This is a genomic window from Rhodococcus sp. SGAir0479, assembly GCF_005484805.1.
Lineage (GTDB): Bacteria > Actinomycetota > Actinomycetes > Mycobacteriales > Mycobacteriaceae > Prescottella.
Genome location: NZ_CP039432.1, coordinates 1,730,600 through 1,749,090 on the forward strand (window position 1 = coordinate 1,730,600; position 18,491 = coordinate 1,749,090).

Sequence of the window (18,491 nt, forward strand, 5' to 3'; positions counted from 1 at the left end):
GCGTCCTCGAACCCGTCACCACCGACCCGGCCGACGCGGTGAAGGTGCCGTCGCGGCGCGCGTTCCGGCTCGGCCCGGTGTCGCTGGTCCTGCGGCCGTACATGATCGCCGTCAACGTGGTGCTCGTGGCCGCGCTGTTCCTGCTGGTGTGCCTCGGCATCGGCCGCGGCGACTTCCCGCTGTCCGTCCCCGAGGTCACCAACGTGCTCTTCGGCGGCGGGACGAAGGTGCAGCGGTTCATCGTGATGGACCTGCGGCTCCCCCGCGCGCTCACGGCGGTGCTCATCGGCGTCGCGCTCGGTATCTCCGGCGCCATCACCCAGTCCATCGCCCGCAACTCGCTGGCCAGCCCCGACATCCTCGGCATCACCTCCGGCGCCAGCGCGGCCGCGGTCGCGCTGATCGTGCTCGGGGGCGGCGGCTCGTTCGTTGGTCTGCTCGCCACCCTGGGCATTCCGCTGGCGGCGCTGCTCGGCGGGCTGCTCACCGCCGCGGTGATCTACCTACTGGCGTGGCGCAAGGGCGTCGAGGGCTACCGGCTGATCCTCGTCGGCATCGGCATCAACGCGATGCTGATCGCGATCACCGGATGGCTGCTGATCTCCGCCGACATCAACGACGTCTCCCGCGCGAAGGTGTGGCTCAACGGCTCGCTCAACGGCGCCGGGTGGGCACAGGTGTGGCCCGTCACCGTCGCGCTCGTCGTCATCGGCGGATGGGCGATCATCTCCACCTTCACCCTCGGCGCGCTGCGTCTCGGCGACGACAACGCCCGCTCGCTCGGCGTCCGGCAGCAGTCGGCGCAGGCCAAGCTGCTGCTCGCGTCGGTGATCCTGGCGGCCGTGGCCACCGCGGCGGCCGGCCCGGTGGGCTTCGTGGCGCTCGCCGCCCCGCAGGTCGCGATGCGGCTGGTCCGCTCGGCCGGCCCGCCGATCATCGCGTCCGCGCTCTGCGGTGCCGTGCTGGTCGTCGGCAGCGACATCATCGCGCGCACCATCCTCCCCGTCGAACTGCCGGTGGGCATCGTGACGTCGGCGCTCGGCGGCCCATTCCTCCTGTACCTGCTCGTCCGCAACAACCGGAAGGTCTCGGCATGACCACCACGGCTCACTCCACACCCGCGCCGCGCCTCGTCGCCGAGAACGTGACCCTCGGCTACGGCGATCGGGTCATCGTCGAAGACCTCGACGTCGAGATCCCGACCGGGGTCATCACCACGGTCATCGGCCCCAACGGCTGCGGCAAGTCGACCATGCTGCGTGCGCTGGGCCGGCTCCTCAAGCCGCGCGGCGGCAAGGTGCTGCTCGACGGCAAGGCCATCGGGTCGATGCGCACCAAGGACGTCGCCCGCACCCTCGGCATGCTGCCGCAGGCGCCCCTCGCACCCGAGGGACTCACGGTCGCCGACCTGGTCGCGCGCGGCCGCCACCCGCACCAGTCGTGGATTCGGCAGTGGTCGTCGGACGACGAGGGCGAGGTGGCGCGGGCGCTCGCGTTGACCGGCGTGGCCGACCTGGCCGACCGGCCCGTCGACCAGCTGTCCGGCGGCCAGCGTCAGCGCGCGTGGATCTCGATGGCGCTCGCGCAGGGCACGGACATCCTGCTGCTCGACGAGCCGACCACCTACCTGGATCTCTCGCACTCGATCGAGGTCCTCGACCTCGTCGACCGCATGCACGAGGAGATGGGCCGCACCGTCATCATGGTGCTGCACGACCTCAACCTCGCCGTCCGCTACAGCGATCACCTGATCGTGATGTCGCAGGGGCGGATCGTGGCGCAGGGCAAGCCGCAGGACGTCATCTCCGCGGAACTGCTCGACGAGGTGTTCGGGCTCGAGGCCGCCGTCATCGACGATCCGGTGTCGGATCGGCCGCTGATCGTGCCGATCGGGACCCGGCACGTGTACGGCGCGGTCGGCGGACCACGCCCCGCGAACTGAGCGAGAGCGGCCCGCCGACCGTCACGGCGTGACGATCGCGAAGTCGGGATCGGGCGCGTCCAGGTAGCCCACCAGCTCGGCGAGCCGGGCGATGTCACCGTCGGCGGTCACCCGGCCCTCAGCGATCAGCCGGGCCAGATCGGCGCCACCGACCACGACGGCGACCAGGTCGGCCCGCGACAGCGTGAGCACCGCGTCGGAGCCGCCCGCCGTGCCGTCGAGGTCGTAGTGCACCAACAGCCCGTTGCGCAGGTGAGTGCGATGGCTGAGCCCCTGGTCGGTGATGTTCCAGTCGAGCGTGATGTCCGCCGCCCACGCCCGCGGCCCGTCCACGCGCAACGCGACCGCGTCGAAGACCTGCTCCACCGACAGCGCGCCCGCGATGTCCGCCGACGCGGTCACCGTGGGTGTCCCGACCGGGCCGTTGCGGAGCTCGTAGGCGCCCATGAGGAAGAAGTTGCGCCACGTCCCGTTCTCGGCTCCGAAGCCGAGCTGCTCGAGGGTGTCCGCCTGCAACGCCGTGGCGTCGGTGTTGCCGGGGTCGGCGAAGATCACGTAGTCGAGCACCTGCGCCACCCACCGGAAATCGCCCTCCGCGTAGGACTTCCGGGCCTTCGCCATCACCTCGGCGGCGCCCCCCATGAACTCCACGTGCCGGCGCGCCGCCTCCACCGGCGGGTGCTCCCACAACCGTGCCGGGTTGCCGTCGAACCAGCCCATGTACCGCTGGTAGATCGCCTTGACGTTGTGGCTCACCGAACCGTAGTAGCCGCGGGTGTGCCAGGCCTGCTCGACGGCGGGCGGCAACCGGAAGGTCTCCGCGATCTCGATGCCGGTGGCGCCCTTATTGATCGCCCGCACCGTCTGGTCGTGCAGGTAGCCGTACAGGTCCCGCTGCACGGACAGGAACTCGGTGAGCCGTTCGGTCCCCCACGTGGGCCAGTGATGGGAGGCGAACAGCACGTCCGAGCGCGCGGCGTAGCGGTTGATCGCCTCCGTCAGGTACTTCGCCCACACGTGCGGGTCGCGCACCAGTGCGCCACGCAACGTCAGCAGATTGTGCAGCGTGTGCGTCGCGTTCTCGGCCATGCACAGCGCCCGCCGGTCCGGGAAGTGGAAGTTCATCTCCGACGGCGCCTCGGTGCCCGGCGTCATCTGGAACTCGATCCGGACGCCGTCGACGACCTCCGTCTGCCCGGTGTGCTCGATCTCCACGGTGGGTGCGATGAGCGTCGGCGTCCCGGTCGACGTGGTCGGGCCGAGTCCCGCCCCCACGGCGCCGCGCGGCCCGCGGGGCAGCGCCGCCCCGTACATGTACGCGGCGCGCCGGGACATCGCGGTGCCGGCGTACACGTTCTCCGCGACCGCGTGTTCGAGGAAACCGGTGGGCGCCAGGATGGGACACCGCCCCGCCGCGACGTCGTCGACGCCGGTCACGCCCTTCACACCACCGAAGTGGTCGATGTGCGAGTGCGAGTAGATCACCCCGACCACCGGACGATCACCGCGGTGCTCGCGGTACAGCGCGAGCCCGGCCGCCGCCGTCTCCGCCGAGATCAGCGGATCCACGACGATCACGCCGGTCTCGCCCTCGACGAGCGTCATGTTCGACAGGTCCAGGCCCCGGATCTGGTAGATCCCCTCGGTGACCTCGAACAATCCTTGCCGGGCGCACAACCGGGACTGGCGCCACAGGCTCGGGTGGACGGTGGGTGGGCAGTCGTCGTCGAGGAACCCGAACGACGGGCCGTCCCACACCACGGCGCCGGCCGCGTCGGTGACCACCCCCGGCGACAGCGCGGCGACGAACCCGCGCTCGACATCGTCGAAGTCCGACCGATCGGTCATGGGGTCCCCTCTCGCACGGCGGCGCCTCCGGACGTAGTTGGTACCGTGACATCCGGCCGCCGGCGGGGCCTCACCCGGAGCGGGTGAAGCGCCCCCCGACGGCCGCAGCGGGAGGCCGGATCTCAGCGTCGCGCGTCCTCCCAGACGAACCCGTCCGGGTCGGTGAACGGTCCCGCGTCGCCGCCGATGAGCAGTCCGTGGGAACCGGCGTCTTCGTCGGATACACCGGCGTCCTTGGCGAGCGCCCGACGGCCGTACAGCGCGAGCGTGACGTTCGACGACGGCCCGGCGAACTCCGCGTACTTGCGGCCGAAACTCTTGGCCACCTCGAACCCGCGGTCGACGTAGAACGCCTTGCCGGCCTTGACGTCCGCGACACCGAGCAGCAGCACCAGCGACTCGAACTCCCGGACCGCGGGGCCCCGATCCTTCTTCGCCGACGTCGCGATCTTCCACAGCGCGCCGTCCGGCGCCTGTACCACGCCGCCGTAGCCCCACAGGCTCTTCTTCGCGGGTTTGACCACGGCCGCACCACCGGCGACGGCCGCCTCCACGAACGCGTCCACGACATTGGGTTGCGAGACCACCAGCGACAGGGTGAACCCGCGGAAACCGGTGGCCGGTGCGCCGGCGGCCCGCACGTCCACGTACTTGCCGACCCCGAGGTCCGCGTAGAACGTCTCCGCGGCGGCGACGTCGGGCACCTCGAGTGTGATCGACTGCAGCCCGGTCATCACGGCACCTCGTTGATACGCAGCAGGTTGCCGCCGGGATCGCGGACCGCACAGTCCCGGATGCCGTACGGCTGCTGGGTGGGTTCCTGGACGATCTCGGCGTCGCCGGCCACGAGTTTCTCGAACGTCGCGTCGAGGTCGGGGGTGGCCAGGGTGAGGATGGCGTACGTGCCCTTGGCCATCATCTCGGTGATGACGCGGCGCTCGTCGTCGGTGACGCCGGGGTCGGCGGCCGGCGGGTGCAGCACCAGCGACACGTCGGGCTGGTCGGGGTGCCCCACGGTGATCCAGTACAGGCCGTTGTACCCGACCTCCTTGCGGACCTCGAAGCCGAGCAGGTCGCGGTAGAACGCCAGCGACGCCTCGTGATCGGTGTGCGGCAGAAAGGCGGAGTGAATGTTGAGGTTCATGGCGCCCACGCTATTTCGGGGAGTGCACCCGACGCTTCTCGATTCCTGATCGGTTCGGCACACACTGCGCGCCGGCGGATGGTCGCCGTCAGCGCTGCACCAGTGTCCGCACCAGCCGCACGCCCTGCCCGAAGGAGACCTCGGGCAGGTAGGCCCGGCCGATCGCGTTGCCGATGCTCGGCAACGCGACGGGGTCCGCGAAACACATGTACATCGGCTCGTAGCGGGGCTGGAACTTCGACTTGAACGCCAGCAGCGAGCGGAAGCCGTACACCGGCTCGAGTGTCTGTCCGAGCAGTTCTAGCACCGAGTCCATCGCGTCGGACCACCCCGGTCGCACGTCCGGTGCAGGGCCGGCGTCGTCGCCGTCGGCCGCGTCGGGTCGGCGCATCGTCGCCAGCGGTGCCCCGGACAGGCTCACGAACTCGGCGCCCTCCTGTTCGAGGAGCAGCGCGGCCGACGCGATCAGGAACTCCATGGCGGGCCGGAATCCGCCGTCCGCGCGGCGCCGCATGAAGTCCAGGGTTCGGCCGACGATCCGGCCGTCCCGGTACACCGGCAGCCACGACGTCACCCCGTGCACGGTGCGCTGCTCGTCGACCGCGATCAGGCACCGCACCTCGGGGTCGTCCATCTCCTGCAGCCCGCCCAGCGTGAAGCCCATCTCGGGCATCCCCTTGTCGGCGACCCACTCCTCGGAGATCGCCGTGATCTGGTCGGTGATCGCGAGCGGGGCGGTGCGGAAGTCGATCCACTCCGCGGTGATGCCCGACTTCGCGGCCTTGTTGAGCGCGGTGCGCACGTCCTGGAACTTCTTGCCGGTGAAGGCGATCGCGCCGAGGTCGAGCACGGTCTCCTCGGCCACCTGGACACCGACCCAACCGAGTGTGTCGGCTGCATCGCGGACGTCGGTGGTCACCGAGTAGAAGCACGGCGTCCACCCGTTGGCGGCAGCGAACTCGGCGAACCCGGCCACATCGTCGCGGACCCGGTCCGGGCGTCCCACCGGCCCGCCCGTCGTCAGCGCGACGCCACCGATCACCCGGTACGCGACGTAACTGTCGCCGGCGGCACCGAACCAGTACGAATTGCCCCGCCACGTCGTCATCCACGACAGCGCGCTGCCGGACCCGGACGTGAGGATCGCGCGCGCCCGCTCCCCCGCGCCGCTGTCGGCGCCGTACGCCGGCCGCAGGAACGTCGCCGCCACCAGCACGCACGCGGCCACCCAGAACACCACCCCGGTCCACTCGTAGAGCAGGGTCGACGCCCAGTCGACGGGCAGCAGCCGCGGATCGAGCATCTGCAGGTACACCGGCGGCACCAGCCGCTCGGGGAAGTCCGCGACGAGCGTCGCGGCGGTGGGACGGCGGTCGAAGCCGTTGCGCGCCCACAGCCCGCCCAGCACGTAGAGCACGCCGAGCCCGGCGACCAGCACGGCCAGCTTGCCGAACAACCGGCGGTACGTCTTCGGCGGGGCCTGCACGTCGAACAGCTTCCGGGTGGCCAACAGCAGGATCAACAGCGCCAGCGGGGTGAGGAACGGTGTCAGTGTGCGGTAGACGTTGGGCTCGTCGAGGCCGTAGAACAGCGTCTGCTCGTCCACCACGTCGACGTAGCGGACGACGAAGTTCAGCAGGGACAGCGCCAGCAGCACCACCTGCGCGACGGTGGACGCGATCCACGCGAACCGTCGGCCCCGGCGCAGCCCGTCACACAGGACCAGCAGGAACACCGACGGCATCAGGCTCAGCAGGGTGGGGCCCACCCCGGACAGGCGCAGGTCGAGTTCACCGCGCCGGCAGTCCGGATCCGACTGCGCCGCCTGGCAGATCTCGCGGACCTCCGCCGCCGTCCACGGCACCCCGCGGAACAGGTCACGCAGCACCGCGAGCGGCCCGACGGCGTGCGGGGACAGCGCCGCGAGCATCGTGCCGATCGACGTGGCCGCCACCACGATCGCGACCAGCACCCGGCCCTCGCGGCGGGTCCCGGTGACGCGATGTCCGCGGGCGGAGCGGCCCACGATCCACGGGCCGAGGCACAGGCCCACCACCGCGGCCGCGAACCGGATGACGTCCTGCAACTGCCCGGCGAACAACACCAGCGTCAACGTGAGGGCGAGCAGACCCACCCGGATCCGGCGCCGCCACAGGGTGTCCATCGAGGCGCTGGCGACCATCGCGACCCCCACGATCCACGTGGTCGGCCCGACCGCCGTGCCGATGTGGAGCCGAAAGCCCCAGTCGGAGTCGAGAAGTTTCACCACCGCGGCGACCGCCGCACCGAGCACCGCGCCGACGATCTGGGTGACGCCGGCCGACAACGCGAACCGCGCCGATCCCATCCGCCGCTCGAGCGGTGCCGCGACGAGGAAGACCAGCACGGTCGCACCCAGATAGCCGGCCGGTCCGGGCGCCCACAGGCCCGCAGTGAGCGGGGTCCACAGCCGCCAGTGCTCGAGGGGTCCGATCCCGACCGCCAGATGCCGGTCGACGAACTGTCCGGGCCCGCGGCCCACCGAGTCGGTCGCCACGCCGAGGATCCAGATCAACGCCAGCAGCGTGATGCTGACCGGTGCGCCCGCTGCTCCGTACCGCAGCAGATCCACGACCCGACGCGCGTATCGCCGCACCGCATTCACGAGATCAGTCCCATCCGTTCGGCCAGCCAGTCGAGTTCTTCCCGCAGTCCCGTGGACCACACCAGAAAGCTGTGCGCGCCCGGCACCTCTACGTACTGCACATCCATGCCCGCGTTCTTCGCAGCCTCGTACACCGTTTTCGCGCCGCCGCGGTAGGCGTCGTCGCGGTCTCCGACGACGATGATCCCCGCCGTGTCCGGGTACCGCCGCGTCTTCATCAGATCCAGCGGATTGACCGCCACGAACGCGGCTTCGTCACCGCCGAACGCCTCGTCCACGGTGCGGGCCCGGTCGCCGAGAGTCGGCTCCTCCTGCCCCGACAGATCCAGAAACGTCGGATAGACCTGCGGATAGTTGGTCGCCAGCTGCAGCGAGCACGTCCCCCCGTACGACAACCCGCCCACCGCCCAGGACCGCGGATCGGGATCCACCTGCAGATGCGTCTTCACCCACGCGGGCACGTCCACCGCGAGATAGGTGGCGACGTTGCCGAGCGGGGAATCCACGCACAGCGGGTTCGCGAGCTGCGACCCGGTGCCGTCCGGGACCACCACCACCGGCGCGAGCCCGTGGTGGGCGCGGGCGAAGGCGTCCATCGTCGCGACGAGTTTGCCGCCGTGCAGCCAGTCCTCGGGCGAGCCCGGCTGGCCGGCGAGCAGTACCAGCACCGGCAGCAGCGGACGCGGGGTCGCGAAGTACGCCGGCGGCAGGTAGATCACCGCGTCCCGCGCCCCGAATCCGGACGTCGCACCGGGGATCGCCGCGGTGGTGTAGCGGCCACTGCCGGGTATCCCGTCCGCCTGCGCCGTCCACGCCTCCTCGAGCGGCCGGCCGGTGACGACGGACGCCTGCGGCGGCGGGACCTCGGCGAAGTCGATCCGGTCCGGGTCCGGCAGCCCGAGTGCGGTGCCCACCGTGGGATACGCGTAGAACACCTGGTTGATCTGCAGCGCCGCGGTGAGCACGACCGCACCGGCCGCGACGACCGAGATCGGGATCATCCACCGGCGCCCGGTCAGCAGCCGCGGCACCAGCAGCAGCACCGCCCACAGTCCGACGCCGATCCACACGTAGACGGCCGTCTCGACCGGGTCCGGGAACGGCCGCCACACGTGTTCGACGACCACGTACAACAGCAGCGTGGTCGCCACCGCCGCGAGCGCCGAGAGCGGCACCGCCCACCGCAGGAACCAGCGCCGCCGACTCGCCAGCAGCCATCCCGCGCCGAGGATCCCCAGCAGCACGACCAGCACGGGCAACGGCCCCGACACCAGCGATACCCGATCGAGCCACTGCGCCACCGGACCTCCATCCCGCCGTCGTCCTCACCCGGTATACCGCGCCCGGGTGGGATGCGACCGATACCACACCGGTCCGCGGAAAGTTACTACCGCCAGTAGTAACCATTCGGGGCGGGTGGTCCGTAGAATCGCGGCATGGCTGGACTCGGCGAGCTCGAACGTGCGGTGATGGACCATCTGTGGTCCGTGTCGGAACCCCAGACGGTGCGGCAGGTGCATGAGGCATTGGCGGCTCGGCGGGAACTGGCGTACACGACGGTGATGACCGTCCTGCAACGCCTGGCCAAGAAGCACCTCGTCATCCAGCAGCGTGATGATCGCGCGCACCGCTACGTGCCCGTGCACGGCCGCGACGAGCTGGTCGCCGGCCTCATGGTCGACGCCCTGCAGCAGGCCGACGCGTCCGGCGAGCGAGCCGCCGCGCTCGTCCACTTCGTCGGGCAGGTCGGGGCCGACGAGGCCGCCGCGCTGCGCGAGGCGTTGGCCGCGCTCGAGGAGTCCGAAGCCGAGAAGGCCGCGAAGGCCGCCCAGCCGGCTCCGCTGCACCCGCCGGGACTGCCGCCCGGTACCGGCCGGGCGAGTTGAGGCCCTGCGACGCCATGACCGGTAACCGATGAACGCCACCACGGCGCTCGCCTTCGGTGTGCTCGCGCTCGCACTGACGGGTCCGGTGCCGGCGCTGCTCAGTCGTGCGCAGTGGCCGTACCGGTCGCCGCGCGCCGCGCTGGTGCTGTGGCAGGCGATCGCACTCGCCGCCGTCCTGTCGGCCTTCAGTTCCGGGCTCGCAATCGCCAGCCAGCTACTCGTGCCCGGGCCCGACGGCCGCCCCACCACCGAGCCGACCGCCGAGATAGATGCGCTCGGGCTGCCGCTGTGGGTGCTCTACATCGTCGTCTTCGGCCTCACGCTGCTCATCGGCGCCAAGCTGATCTTCTCGATCGTTCGCGTCGCCGTGCACACCCGACGTCGCCGCGCGCGGCACCGGATGCTCGTCGATCTCCTCGACCGCGGTGACGTGGATCCGTCGTCGGCGCTCGGGGGGTTCTCCGACGTCCGCGTCCTCGACGCGGCCGAGCCGATCGCGTACTGCCTCCCGGGACTGCGGCAGCGCGTGGTGGTCAGCGAGGGGGCCCTCAACTCGTTGGGCCACGCCGAGGTGACCGCGATCCTCACGCACGAACGCTCGCACCTGCGGGCCCGCCACGATCTCGTACTCGAGGCGTTCACCGCTGTCCACGAGGCGTTTCCGCGGGTGGTCCGCTCCAAGTCGGCGCTGGGGTCGGTGCAGTTGCTCGTCGAACTGCTCGCCGACGATTCGGCCGTGAAGGTCACCGGTCCGGCACCGCTCGCCCGGGCGTTGGTCACGTGCGCCGGTTCCACCGCACCGCGCGGCGCGATGGCGGTCGGTGGTCCCAGCACCCTGGTGCGGGTCCAGCGTCTCACCGGCACCGCCGGCGACGTGCGGATCACGGCGGCCGCCTACCTCACCGCGGCGGCGATCCTGGTTGTCCCGACGATCGCGGTCGCGGTGCCGTGGCTGGTGGAGCTGAGCCGGCTGTTCTCGGCCTCCCAACCCTGACGACGTCGTACCGACGCGGGCCCACCGGGTTTCCGTTGCGCTGGTCACAGCGCTCGCGGTGATCGGCGGGCTCGCTGTCCGATCGCGTACACTCGATTGCGGCCGCCATCGCGGCCCGATCGAACAGTCCAACATTTGTTTGGCACACAGCCCCATCTCTCCGCATGCGCGCTCGGATGGCCAGGTGAAATGTGCCCTGGCTCGTCTCTTCGTGCGGCTGCATGACAGCCCCGCTCCGCGACGCGCCCGACGTCCGGAGAGGTATTCCGCGTGACCACTGCTGCCCAAGATCCGTCCGTACAGGACGAGACCGACATCGACACAGCTGTCGAAAGCTCGACCCCCGAGATGACGTTCGCCGAAATCGGCTTGCCCGAGCCGGTCGTCGCCGCGCTCGCCCGCAACTCGATCACCGTCCCCTCGCCCATCCAGGCCATGGCCGTCCCGGACGCCATCGCCGGCAAGAACATCCTCGGCCGCGCCCAGACCGGTTCGGGCAAGACGCTTGCCTTCGGTCTGCCGATGCTCGCGCGCCTGGCCCGCCACGAGGACCGGCCCGCGCCCAAGCGCCCCGCGCGCTGGTGCTGGTGCCCACCCGTGAGCTCGCCTTCCAGGTCGTCGACTCGCTCACCCCGTACGCCGGAGCCCTCGGCCTGAACGTGCGCGCCGCCGTCGGTGGCACCCCGTTCACCAAGCAGGTCGACCAGCTGCGCCGGGGCGTCGACATCCTCGTCGCCACCCCCGGCCGCCTCGGCGACCACCTGCGGCAGAACACGTGCGTGCTCGACGCCATCGAGATGACCGCACTCGACGAGGCCGACCAGATGGCCGACATGGGCTTCCTGCCCGAGGTGCGCACGCTGCTGAACGGCACCCCGGCCGACAGCCAGCGGCTGCTGTTCTCGGCGACGCTCGACAACGACGTGCAGGCGCTGGTCCGCGAGTTCCTGCCGCAGCACGAACTGCACTCCACGCAGGACGGTCGCGCATCGGTCACCACGATGGACCACTACGTGCTGCTGGTCGACCGCGGCCAGAAGGACGCCGTCCTCGCCGAGATCGCGTCCCGCAAGGGTGGTCGCACCATCATGTTCGCGCGCACCAAGCTCGGCACCGAGGGTGTCGTGGAACGGCTCCGCGAGCAGGGCGTCGCTGCCGAGGCGCTGCACGGCGGCAAGGCGCAGAACCAGCGCACCCGTGTCCTCGAACGCTTCAAGAACGGCCGCACCCCGGTCCTGGTCGCGACCGATGTCGCGGCCCGCGGCATCCACGTCGACGGCATCGACCTGGTGGTGCACGTCGATCCGCCGCAGGACCACAAGGACTACCTGCACCGCGCCGGTCGCACCGCGCGTGCCGGCGAGGCCGGTGTGGTGGCCGCGATCGTGCTGCCGAACCAGCGCCGCATGTTCCGCCGGCTGACCGGGATGGCCGGCGTCGACGCCACCGCCGTGCCCGTGTTCCCCGGTTCGGAGGAACTGGCCGCGATCACGGGGGCGCAGGCTCCGAGTGGAGAACCGGTGCGCGACAGCTACTTCGGCACCGAGCGCCGCGAGCGGTCGTTCGGTGACCGCGGTCCGCGCCGCGACGGCGGATTCCGCGGGAACCGCGACGATCGCGGACCTCGCCGCGACTTCGGTGACCGCGGCCCGCGTCGCGACGGGGAGCACGGCAAGTTCCGCGGCAACCGGGACGACCGGCCGCGCCGGGACTTCGGTGACCGCAACGAGGGTGAGCGCAGCTTCGGCGACCGCGGCCCCCGCCGCGACTTCGACGGTCCGCGTCGCGATTTCGGGGATCGGGACAATCGTGCCCCGCGCCGCGACGGCGAGGGCGGCGGCTTCCGTGGCTCCCGCGACAACAACCGGTCCTTCGGTGACCGCAACGACCGCGGCCCGCGCCGCGACTTCGGTGACCGTCGCAGTGAGGGCGGCTTCCGTCGCAACGAGTCGCACGGCGGCGAGTCCCGCGGCAACGGATTCCGTGGCGATCGTGGCCCGCGTCGCGACTTCGACGGTCCGCGTCGCGATTTCGGGGATCGGGACAATCGTGCCCCGCGCCGCGACGGCGAGGGCGGCGGCTTCCGTGGCTCCCGCGACAACAACCGGTCCTTCGGCGAGCGCAACGACCGCGGCCCGCGCCGCGACTTCGGTGACCGGGACCGCCGATCGTACGGCGATCGCCCCGACCGCTCGCACGGTGAGCGGAACGGCGGCCAGGGCGGACCGGCCCCGCGCAGCAGCGGTTTCCGTAGCCGCACCGAGCGGCGCAGCTACGACGGATTCGACGGCCCGCACCGCAACCGCAACGTGTAGCGGCGAGGTCGACTGACCACGCATTCCAGCACACCGGCCCCGGCCGCCCCGACAGGGCGACCGGGGCCGGTGTGCACGGTGCCGGGCGACGAATCCCGTGTACCGGCCTTACGCTCCTCCCATGACGAACCGAGCCGACGACGACACATATCAGGCCGTCGTGTCCATCGCGGCAGAGTCCCTGGCCGCGATGCGGGCGATCCTCGCCGACATGACCAGCGAGCAGGCCAACCGCGTCCCGAACCTGCCCGGCGCCAACAGTCCGTACGCGATCGGCGCGCACTGCGTGGGGATGGCCGACTACTGGGGCGGGTCACTGATCGCGGGCCTGCGCATCCCCCGCGACCGGGACAGCGAGTTCCGCGCTCAGGGAGACCCACAGGAGCTGTGCGCCGAACTCGACCGCATCCGCGAGTCCTTCCCCGAACGGGTTGCGATCGCTCTGACCGAGGGAGTGCGGGACCGGACTCCCCCGGGCACCACCCGCAGCGGCAGCGCCCGCACGGCTACCGCGACCTGGATGCTGTTGCACATCGTGCGCGAATTGTCGCAACACCTGGGGCAACTCGAAATCACCCGCGACATCCTGGCCGCGGACGAGCACTGAGACGGTGCCCGGACCTCGTGTGACAATGCTGCGGTGACTCCGAGGACGCACCGACTACTCGCCGGCCTGACCGCGGTGGCCGTCGTTCTGATCGTCGGCGGGTTCGTCTTCGATCGCCACGAGAAGCGGGCCTATACCGAGTGCATGGACGAGGTCCGGGACCACGTCAGCGAGGCCTTCGAGGTGCCGGGTGTTCGCGACCCGGACGCGTACACGGGCACCTTCTACAGCTTCGGATGTGATCAGGCCAGTCGTGCAGGCCTTGTCGCGGTCGGCATCGGTGTGGTCCTGCTGGTGGCCGCGGCGACTGCGTGGTGGGGGCGACGGCGCACAGTCCGGCCCGGGTGGAGGTGACTACGCCTCGGGGATCGGGCTCGGGGATCGGGCTTCGAACAATCCGCCGCGACCCCGAATACGGCTCGCAGCCAAGTAGGTCAGCGCTTCGGCCCGGGTGATACGCGGCGGACGGCACGTCACAGTCCATGCCGGAAACCCTTCGGCGGCCCACCTCCCGCACCCAGGGGCGTGGTCTCACGATGCATGCGAACGGAACCTGGGCGGGGCCGCCCTTGTCCCCGCCGTATCGAAGACGCCGTCGTCCTCGCTGACTACCATCGAGGCCATGCTTGTGCCTCGGCTACAAGTCCTCGGGCTCGTCGTCGGGCCGGTGCTCTTCGCTCTGTCCCCACTGTTTTGGGACGACGGACATTACGGGGTCGTCGGCGGCATGCTCATCGCCGTGTCGACGGTGCCGTGGGTCTTCGGACTTCTCGGAGAGTACGAGAGGCTTCGCTCGCCCTTTCCCGTCATCTCCGCATTGGGGTTCCTGCTGGTGCTGGTCGGGATGTTCGGGACCGTCGCATTCGGTTTGCAGGGCTTTTTCGAAGGCGTGTTGGGCGTGACCGAGGGATCCGGTCTCACGGGGTTCGAGGGTTACCCGATCGGCGGGGCGGCCGTATTGCTGCTGGCCGGTCCGGTGTTTCCCCTCGCGCTCATCGTTCTCGGTGCGTTGCAGTGGCACTCGCGAATATCGCCGCGGGCGTGTGTCGCACTCCTGTGTATTGCGGCAGTTGCGTTTCCGGTTGCCCGGGTGACGCGATCGACCGCGGTGGCTCTCGTCGCCGACGTCCTCATGGTTGTCGCCTTCTGCTGGCTGGCCTGGTACCGCTGGACGACGACGCCGATCCGACACCACGAAGGGACCACGCAGGCGAGGTAGCTGCAGCCTGTCGGGTCGTCACCGGTAGCCGGTAAGGCGGAACCGCATCGAGGTCGAACCACGCATTCACTGCGTCACCTCCAACGACTGAGGGAACCGGGCAGACGGCCCGCAGCCCGAGACTATCGAGCGCACCTTGCGCCGCTGCAGGCGCATCGACACAGTTCGGCAGGGCATCGACGGCGCCGATAGGTTCCTATGGTGGCTACTGATAGGGCGCAGTCGTGGTGGTGTGGGTTCAACGGCAACATCCTCCGCGCGCTCGAAGCGGGGTGGAGTGGGCGCGCGCCGCTGCTGTCCGACGAGGTATGTGAGCTGCTCGCCGACGTCGACGCGGCATTCGCCGTCACCGGTGCGGCCACGCCTGGATGGCCGAACCCGTACGAGGACGGCTGCACACCGGACGAGACGGAATACGAGCGACTCACCGATCCCGACAAGTTCCTGATCGTGGTTGCCCGAGCACGCGCGCGGACCAAGGTGCTCCTCGACCGCGGCTGGGCGCGCGAGGCGACGGAAGCGAGGTGGGCGCTCCGCCCACTCGACTCCGGCGGCGCCGTAACGATTCTCGAACCGACGGCTGCCGGTGCGGTTCCATTGGTGTTGACAACACACGCACCGGTGGACAGTGAACACATATTCACGGTGACCGTCGCAGCCGGCGACCCGGCGGTGAGTCTGGCGTCGATTCCCGACTGTGGGTGCGATGCGTGCGATCGCGGGTCTACAGAACTGTTCGCAGACATCGACCGGTGGGTGCTCTCTGTCGTCGACGGCTCCCTCGACGTTCGCCTCACAGGCGACGACTACTCGGTGCGCACGTCCTTCGTCAGCCGAGCCGGCACCGTTCGGGACGTCGAGCAATCCACAGCGTTCACGGCCGCGCCCTGGCCGCCGAACTGGCGATCCAGGACTCTCGGCGACGCGATCGCGCCGTAGCCTGCGATCTTCGGCGATCTCCGGAAAGGGTGGCGGGCGTGGAGGGAGAAGTGGAGCAGAGAAGGCGGCGCCCACTCCCCCGGAGGCCTCATGATCCGGCTCCCGTCAATGTCGGGAACAGCACACCCGAGGGGCGGCGATTGGGACGAGTTTGTTTGGCAGTGAAGGCTGTTCGCCGACTAGCCTTCGAGGCCGCGTTGGCTGACCTGCCCGACACCGAGCTACGGGCCCTGCTCGACCTCGACGCGATCGGAACCCCGCAATGGGTGTGAAGTTCGGCGTCACCGCGTGGGGCCGCGCGTGGCTGCGAACCGTCGAATCGACCGGCGCGTCCTCACCGAACTCGTTGTTGCCGCAGGCTCGCATCCTTGTGGGCAAGGGCTCGGTCACCCTCATTGCCGTCGAGACGGGCCGAATTCGTGCCGAAGTGACCGTTCGGGACAGGGTGGTTCCGGTCGAAATCGCCGTACCGCTGTGGAGCGATGTGGAATCAGCCGCCGTACGCGATCTCGTCGCTCGTGCCGGCTCCCGGAACCGCGCGGTGGCGGCCGGCGAGATCCCCGACTCGCTTGTTGCCGATCTGACGGCAAAGTCCATCTCGGTCGCCGGAGACCCGGAGGCACACAACACGACCTGCGCGTGCTCAGGCCGCAAGCGCCCGTGTTTGCACCACCTGGCCGCCATTTACCAATTGGTTGTGCAGATCGACGAGGAACCGGCACTCGCCGTCGCGCTGAGGGACAGCCCTTCGCTCACGGCAGGCCGTACCGCTGCGGCCGCGGACGTGCTTCCGCTGGACCAAATCGACGCAGCCACCTTCTACGGCGACTGACCGCGCGCACGGGTCGATCGTCGTCCACTCTCCTGCACTGCCCGTACCGCGGAGCCGGGCCACCCGGCCCCGCGGTTCGAGGCGACGGTGGGGCGCGGGCCGGACTACTTGATGGTCGCGAGCGAAGCCAGGGTGCCGGAGCAGGCGTCCGCGACCTCCGCACCCTTCTTGTCGAAGTGGGCGGTGAAGAAGTCCGCGTGGTCGGAGTGCTCGTGGAAGTGGTGCGGAGTGAGTACCGCGGAGAACACCGGCACATCGGTGTCGAGCTGGACCCGCATCAGGCCGTCGATCACCGCGGAGGCCACGAACTCGTGCCGGTAGATGCCACCGTCGACGACGAGCCCGGCGGTGACGATGGCGTCGAACCGGCCGGTGCGGGCCAGCCGCTGCGCGTGCAGCGGGATCTCGAAGGCTCCGGGTGTCTCGAAGAACTCGATGTCGGCGGGGTCGTGGCCCAGCTCGCGCCAGCGGGTGACGAACGCCTCCCGCGCATGGTCGACGATGGATCGGTGCCAGGTGGCCTGGACGAAGGCGATGGTCATAGCCAAATGTTAGTGCCGGGCCCGGACGCCACATCCGCTCGCACCAGTGCCACGCTTCGGAACGTGCTCCCGCCCAGGTCGGCCCACCTGCTCCCGCCGGTCCAGGTACTGGAGATGTTTCGGCGGATCGTGTCGAGGCTTCGTCGCGCCTTGGACGAGGGGTGCCCAGCGCAGTTCCTCGATCACCGTCCGACGCCGGCTGCCCGTACCGGAATGCGATGCAACTCCACGTCCCCCAGCGTGCCGGCCTCGACCGTCGCGGTCATGTACGTGCAGTGCGGCTGTCGGCGTCGGTCGGTCGGCGAGCCCGGATTGAGCAGCCGGAGACCACTCGGCGTCGTGGTGTCCCACGGGATGTGGGAGTGACCGAACACCAACACGTCGGTGTCGGGATAGGCCGCGGCCATGCGCTTCTCGCGTCCGGTCGAGGCGCCGGTCTCGTGCACCACGGCCAGCCGAATCCCGTCGAGGGTCGCCCGCGCGATCTCCGGCAGCCGTGCCCGTAGGGCCGGTCCGTCGTTGTTGCCCCAGCACGCGATCAGCCGCTCGGCCCGGTCCTCGAGCTCGTCGAGCAACCCCACCTCGATCCAGTCGCCCGCGTGGACGACGACGTCGGCGCGGTCCACCTCGTCCCACACGACGGCCGGCAGGGAACGTGCCCGTGCGGGCACGTGGGTGTCGGCCAACAGCAACAACCTCATCCCTTCAGTGTGCCGCTCCCAGCTATTGGGTATTCCTCGGACATGACCGCTCCGACACATCCCCGGCTCGCCGTCGTCACCGGCGCAGACTCCGGTATGGGCAAGGCCACCGCCGAACTCCTCGCCTCAGAGGGGTACGACGTCGGCATCACCTTCCACACCGACGAGGCCGGCGCCGACGACACCCGCGCGGCCGTCGAACAGCGCGGACAACGCTGCTACGTCGCCCGTCAGGACCTGACGAGCCCGGACACCGCCGACACGATCGACCGCCTCGCGCAACAGCTCGGCGGCCTCGGGGTGCTGGTGAACAACGCCGGCACCGGACACCGGGACCGGGCGCTCGATCTGACCTACGACCAGTGGCGCGAAGTCCTCGCCACCGACCTCGACGGGCCGTTCCTGTGCTCGCAACGCGCGGCACGCCTGATGGTCGACGCCGGCCGGGGCGGCCGGATCGTCAACGTCACCAGCGTCCACGAACACGTGCCGCGTTTCGGCGCGTCCGCGTACTGCTCGGCGAAGGCCGGATTGGGGATGCTGACCCAGTGCCTCGCACTCGAACTCGCCCCGCACGGCATCACCGTCAATGCCGTCGCGCCGGGTGAGATCGCCACCCCGATGACCGGCATGGACGAAGCCGACGCCTTCCACGAAGACCGCCCGGGCAACCCGACCGGACGCCCCGGCCACGTCAACGAGATCGCTTCCGTCATCGCCTTCCTCGCGTCGCCCCGCTCGTCGTACCTGACGGGTCGCTCGATCCCGGTCGACGGGGGGCTGATGCTCATGGCCGCGCACGGGCACGACATGAACGACGGCAGCTGGCGCGAACTCTGACGTCGCCGCGCACCGACAACGCCACCCGAGACGCGGGG

17 protein-coding genes and 1 pseudogene are annotated in these 18,491 nt (G+C 70.3%); 11 read left to right on the forward strand and 7 right to left on the reverse strand.

Annotated features, from left to right (window positions below; all coding sequences use genetic code 11):
- Positions 1 to 101 precede the first annotated feature (101 nt).
- Both E7742_RS08060 and E7742_RS08065 read left to right on the forward strand, forming a co-directional pair.
- Positions 102 to 1,097 carry a FecCD family ABC transporter permease gene (locus E7742_RS08060; RefSeq protein WP_254699289.1) on the forward strand — a complete coding sequence of 332 codons (996 nt, stop codon included), beginning with the start codon at positions 102 to 104 and terminating at the stop codon, positions 1,095 to 1,097.
- Positions 1,094 to 1,942 (forward strand): ABC transporter ATP-binding protein, encoded by an 849-nt coding sequence (locus E7742_RS08065; protein ID WP_137798478.1) that lies wholly within the window; start codon positions 1,094 to 1,096, stop codon positions 1,940 to 1,942. The genes E7742_RS08060 and E7742_RS08065 overlap by 4 nt, the downstream gene beginning before the upstream one ends.
- Before the next feature lie 21 nt (positions 1,943 to 1,963).
- Here the strand turns inward: E7742_RS08065 and E7742_RS08070 are convergent, their stop codons facing one another.
- From E7742_RS08070 to E7742_RS08090, 5 genes are all read right to left on the reverse strand, one after another.
- Positions 1,964 to 3,790 (reverse strand): alkyl/aryl-sulfatase, encoded by a 1,827-nt coding sequence (locus tag E7742_RS08070; protein ID WP_137798479.1) that lies wholly within the window; start codon positions 3,788 to 3,790, stop codon positions 1,964 to 1,966.
- A 122-nt stretch (positions 3,791 to 3,912) separates the two neighbouring features.
- Positions 3,913 to 4,524 (reverse strand): glyoxalase, encoded by a 612-nt coding sequence (locus E7742_RS08075; RefSeq protein WP_137798480.1) that lies wholly within the window; start codon positions 4,522 to 4,524, stop codon positions 3,913 to 3,915.
- Entirely contained in the window at positions 4,524 to 4,934 is a 411-nt protein-coding gene (locus tag E7742_RS08080; protein ID WP_175420437.1) for a VOC family protein, read from the reverse strand. The genes E7742_RS08075 and E7742_RS08080 overlap by 1 nt, the downstream gene beginning before the upstream one ends.
- A gap of 88 nt (positions 4,935 to 5,022) precedes the next feature.
- The gene (locus E7742_RS08085; RefSeq protein ID WP_137798482.1) at positions 5,023 to 7,578 is read right to left on the reverse strand and encodes a bifunctional lysylphosphatidylglycerol flippase/synthetase MprF; all 2,556 of its coding nucleotides are present in this window, start codon (positions 7,576 to 7,578) and stop codon (positions 5,023 to 5,025) included.
- The gene (locus E7742_RS08090) at positions 7,575 to 8,879 is read right to left on the reverse strand and encodes an alpha/beta hydrolase-fold protein (protein WP_137798483.1); all 1,305 of its coding nucleotides are present in this window, start codon (positions 8,877 to 8,879) and stop codon (positions 7,575 to 7,577) included. Before E7742_RS08090 ends, E7742_RS08085 begins: the two co-directional genes overlap by 4 nt.
- Before the next feature lie 135 nt (positions 8,880 to 9,014).
- Here E7742_RS08090 and E7742_RS08095 point away from each other — a divergent pair, with 135 nt between their 5' ends.
- The 8 genes and pseudogenes from E7742_RS08095 (at position 9,015) to E7742_RS08130 (ending at position 16,370) form a co-directional block, all read left to right on the forward strand.
- Positions 9,015 to 9,464 (forward strand): BlaI/MecI/CopY family transcriptional regulator, encoded by a 450-nt coding sequence (locus tag E7742_RS08095; protein ID WP_137798484.1) that lies wholly within the window; start codon positions 9,015 to 9,017, stop codon positions 9,462 to 9,464.
- A 28-nt stretch (positions 9,465 to 9,492) separates the two neighbouring features.
- Complete coding sequence (locus E7742_RS08100) at positions 9,493 to 10,458, forward strand: M56 family metallopeptidase (protein WP_137798485.1); 966 nt, start codon at positions 9,493 to 9,495, stop codon at positions 10,456 to 10,458.
- A gap of 348 nt (positions 10,459 to 10,806) precedes the next feature.
- Positions 10,807 to 12,773 (forward strand): annotated as a pseudogene (locus E7742_RS08105) (DEAD/DEAH box helicase).
- A 121-nt stretch (positions 12,774 to 12,894) separates the two neighbouring features.
- The gene (locus E7742_RS08110) at positions 12,895 to 13,380 is read left to right on the forward strand and encodes a DinB family protein (RefSeq protein ID WP_137798486.1); all 486 of its coding nucleotides are present in this window, start codon (positions 12,895 to 12,897) and stop codon (positions 13,378 to 13,380) included.
- Positions 13,381 to 13,413: 33 nt separating this feature from the next.
- Positions 13,414 to 13,734: a hypothetical protein gene (locus tag E7742_RS08115; protein ID WP_137798487.1), complete on the forward strand. Its 321-nt coding sequence runs from the start codon at positions 13,414 to 13,416 to the stop codon at positions 13,732 to 13,734.
- Positions 13,735 to 14,002: 268 nt separating this feature from the next.
- On the forward strand, positions 14,003 to 14,599 hold the full coding sequence (locus E7742_RS08120; protein ID WP_137798488.1) for a hypothetical protein: 597 nt from the start codon (positions 14,003 to 14,005) through the stop codon (positions 14,597 to 14,599).
- Positions 14,600 to 14,800: 201 nt separating this feature from the next.
- A complete protein-coding gene (locus E7742_RS08125) occupies positions 14,801 to 15,538 on the forward strand; it encodes a DUF6226 family protein (RefSeq protein WP_254699203.1) in 738 nt (245 codons plus the stop codon).
- Positions 15,539 to 15,800: 262 nt separating this feature from the next.
- The gene (locus E7742_RS08130) at positions 15,801 to 16,370 is read left to right on the forward strand and encodes a hypothetical protein (protein WP_137798489.1); all 570 of its coding nucleotides are present in this window, start codon (positions 15,801 to 15,803) and stop codon (positions 16,368 to 16,370) included.
- Positions 16,371 to 16,474: 104 nt separating this feature from the next.
- On the opposite strand, the gene E7742_RS08135 is transcribed toward E7742_RS08130, so the two are convergent.
- Positions 16,475 to 16,912 (reverse strand): 6,7-dimethyl-8-ribityllumazine synthase, encoded by a 438-nt coding sequence (locus E7742_RS08135; RefSeq protein ID WP_137798490.1) that lies wholly within the window; start codon positions 16,910 to 16,912, stop codon positions 16,475 to 16,477.
- A gap of 182 nt (positions 16,913 to 17,094) precedes the next feature.
- Positions 17,095 to 17,613, reverse strand: a complete 519-nt coding sequence (locus E7742_RS08140; protein ID WP_137798491.1) for a metallophosphoesterase family protein — start codon at positions 17,611 to 17,613, stop codon at positions 17,095 to 17,097.
- 42 nt (positions 17,614 to 17,655) lie between these two features.
- On the opposite strand from E7742_RS08140, the gene E7742_RS08145 reads away from it, so the two are divergent.
- The gene (locus E7742_RS08145) at positions 17,656 to 18,453 is read left to right on the forward strand and encodes an SDR family oxidoreductase (RefSeq protein ID WP_137798492.1); all 798 of its coding nucleotides are present in this window, start codon (positions 17,656 to 17,658) and stop codon (positions 18,451 to 18,453) included.
- Positions 18,454 to 18,491 lie beyond the last annotated feature (38 nt).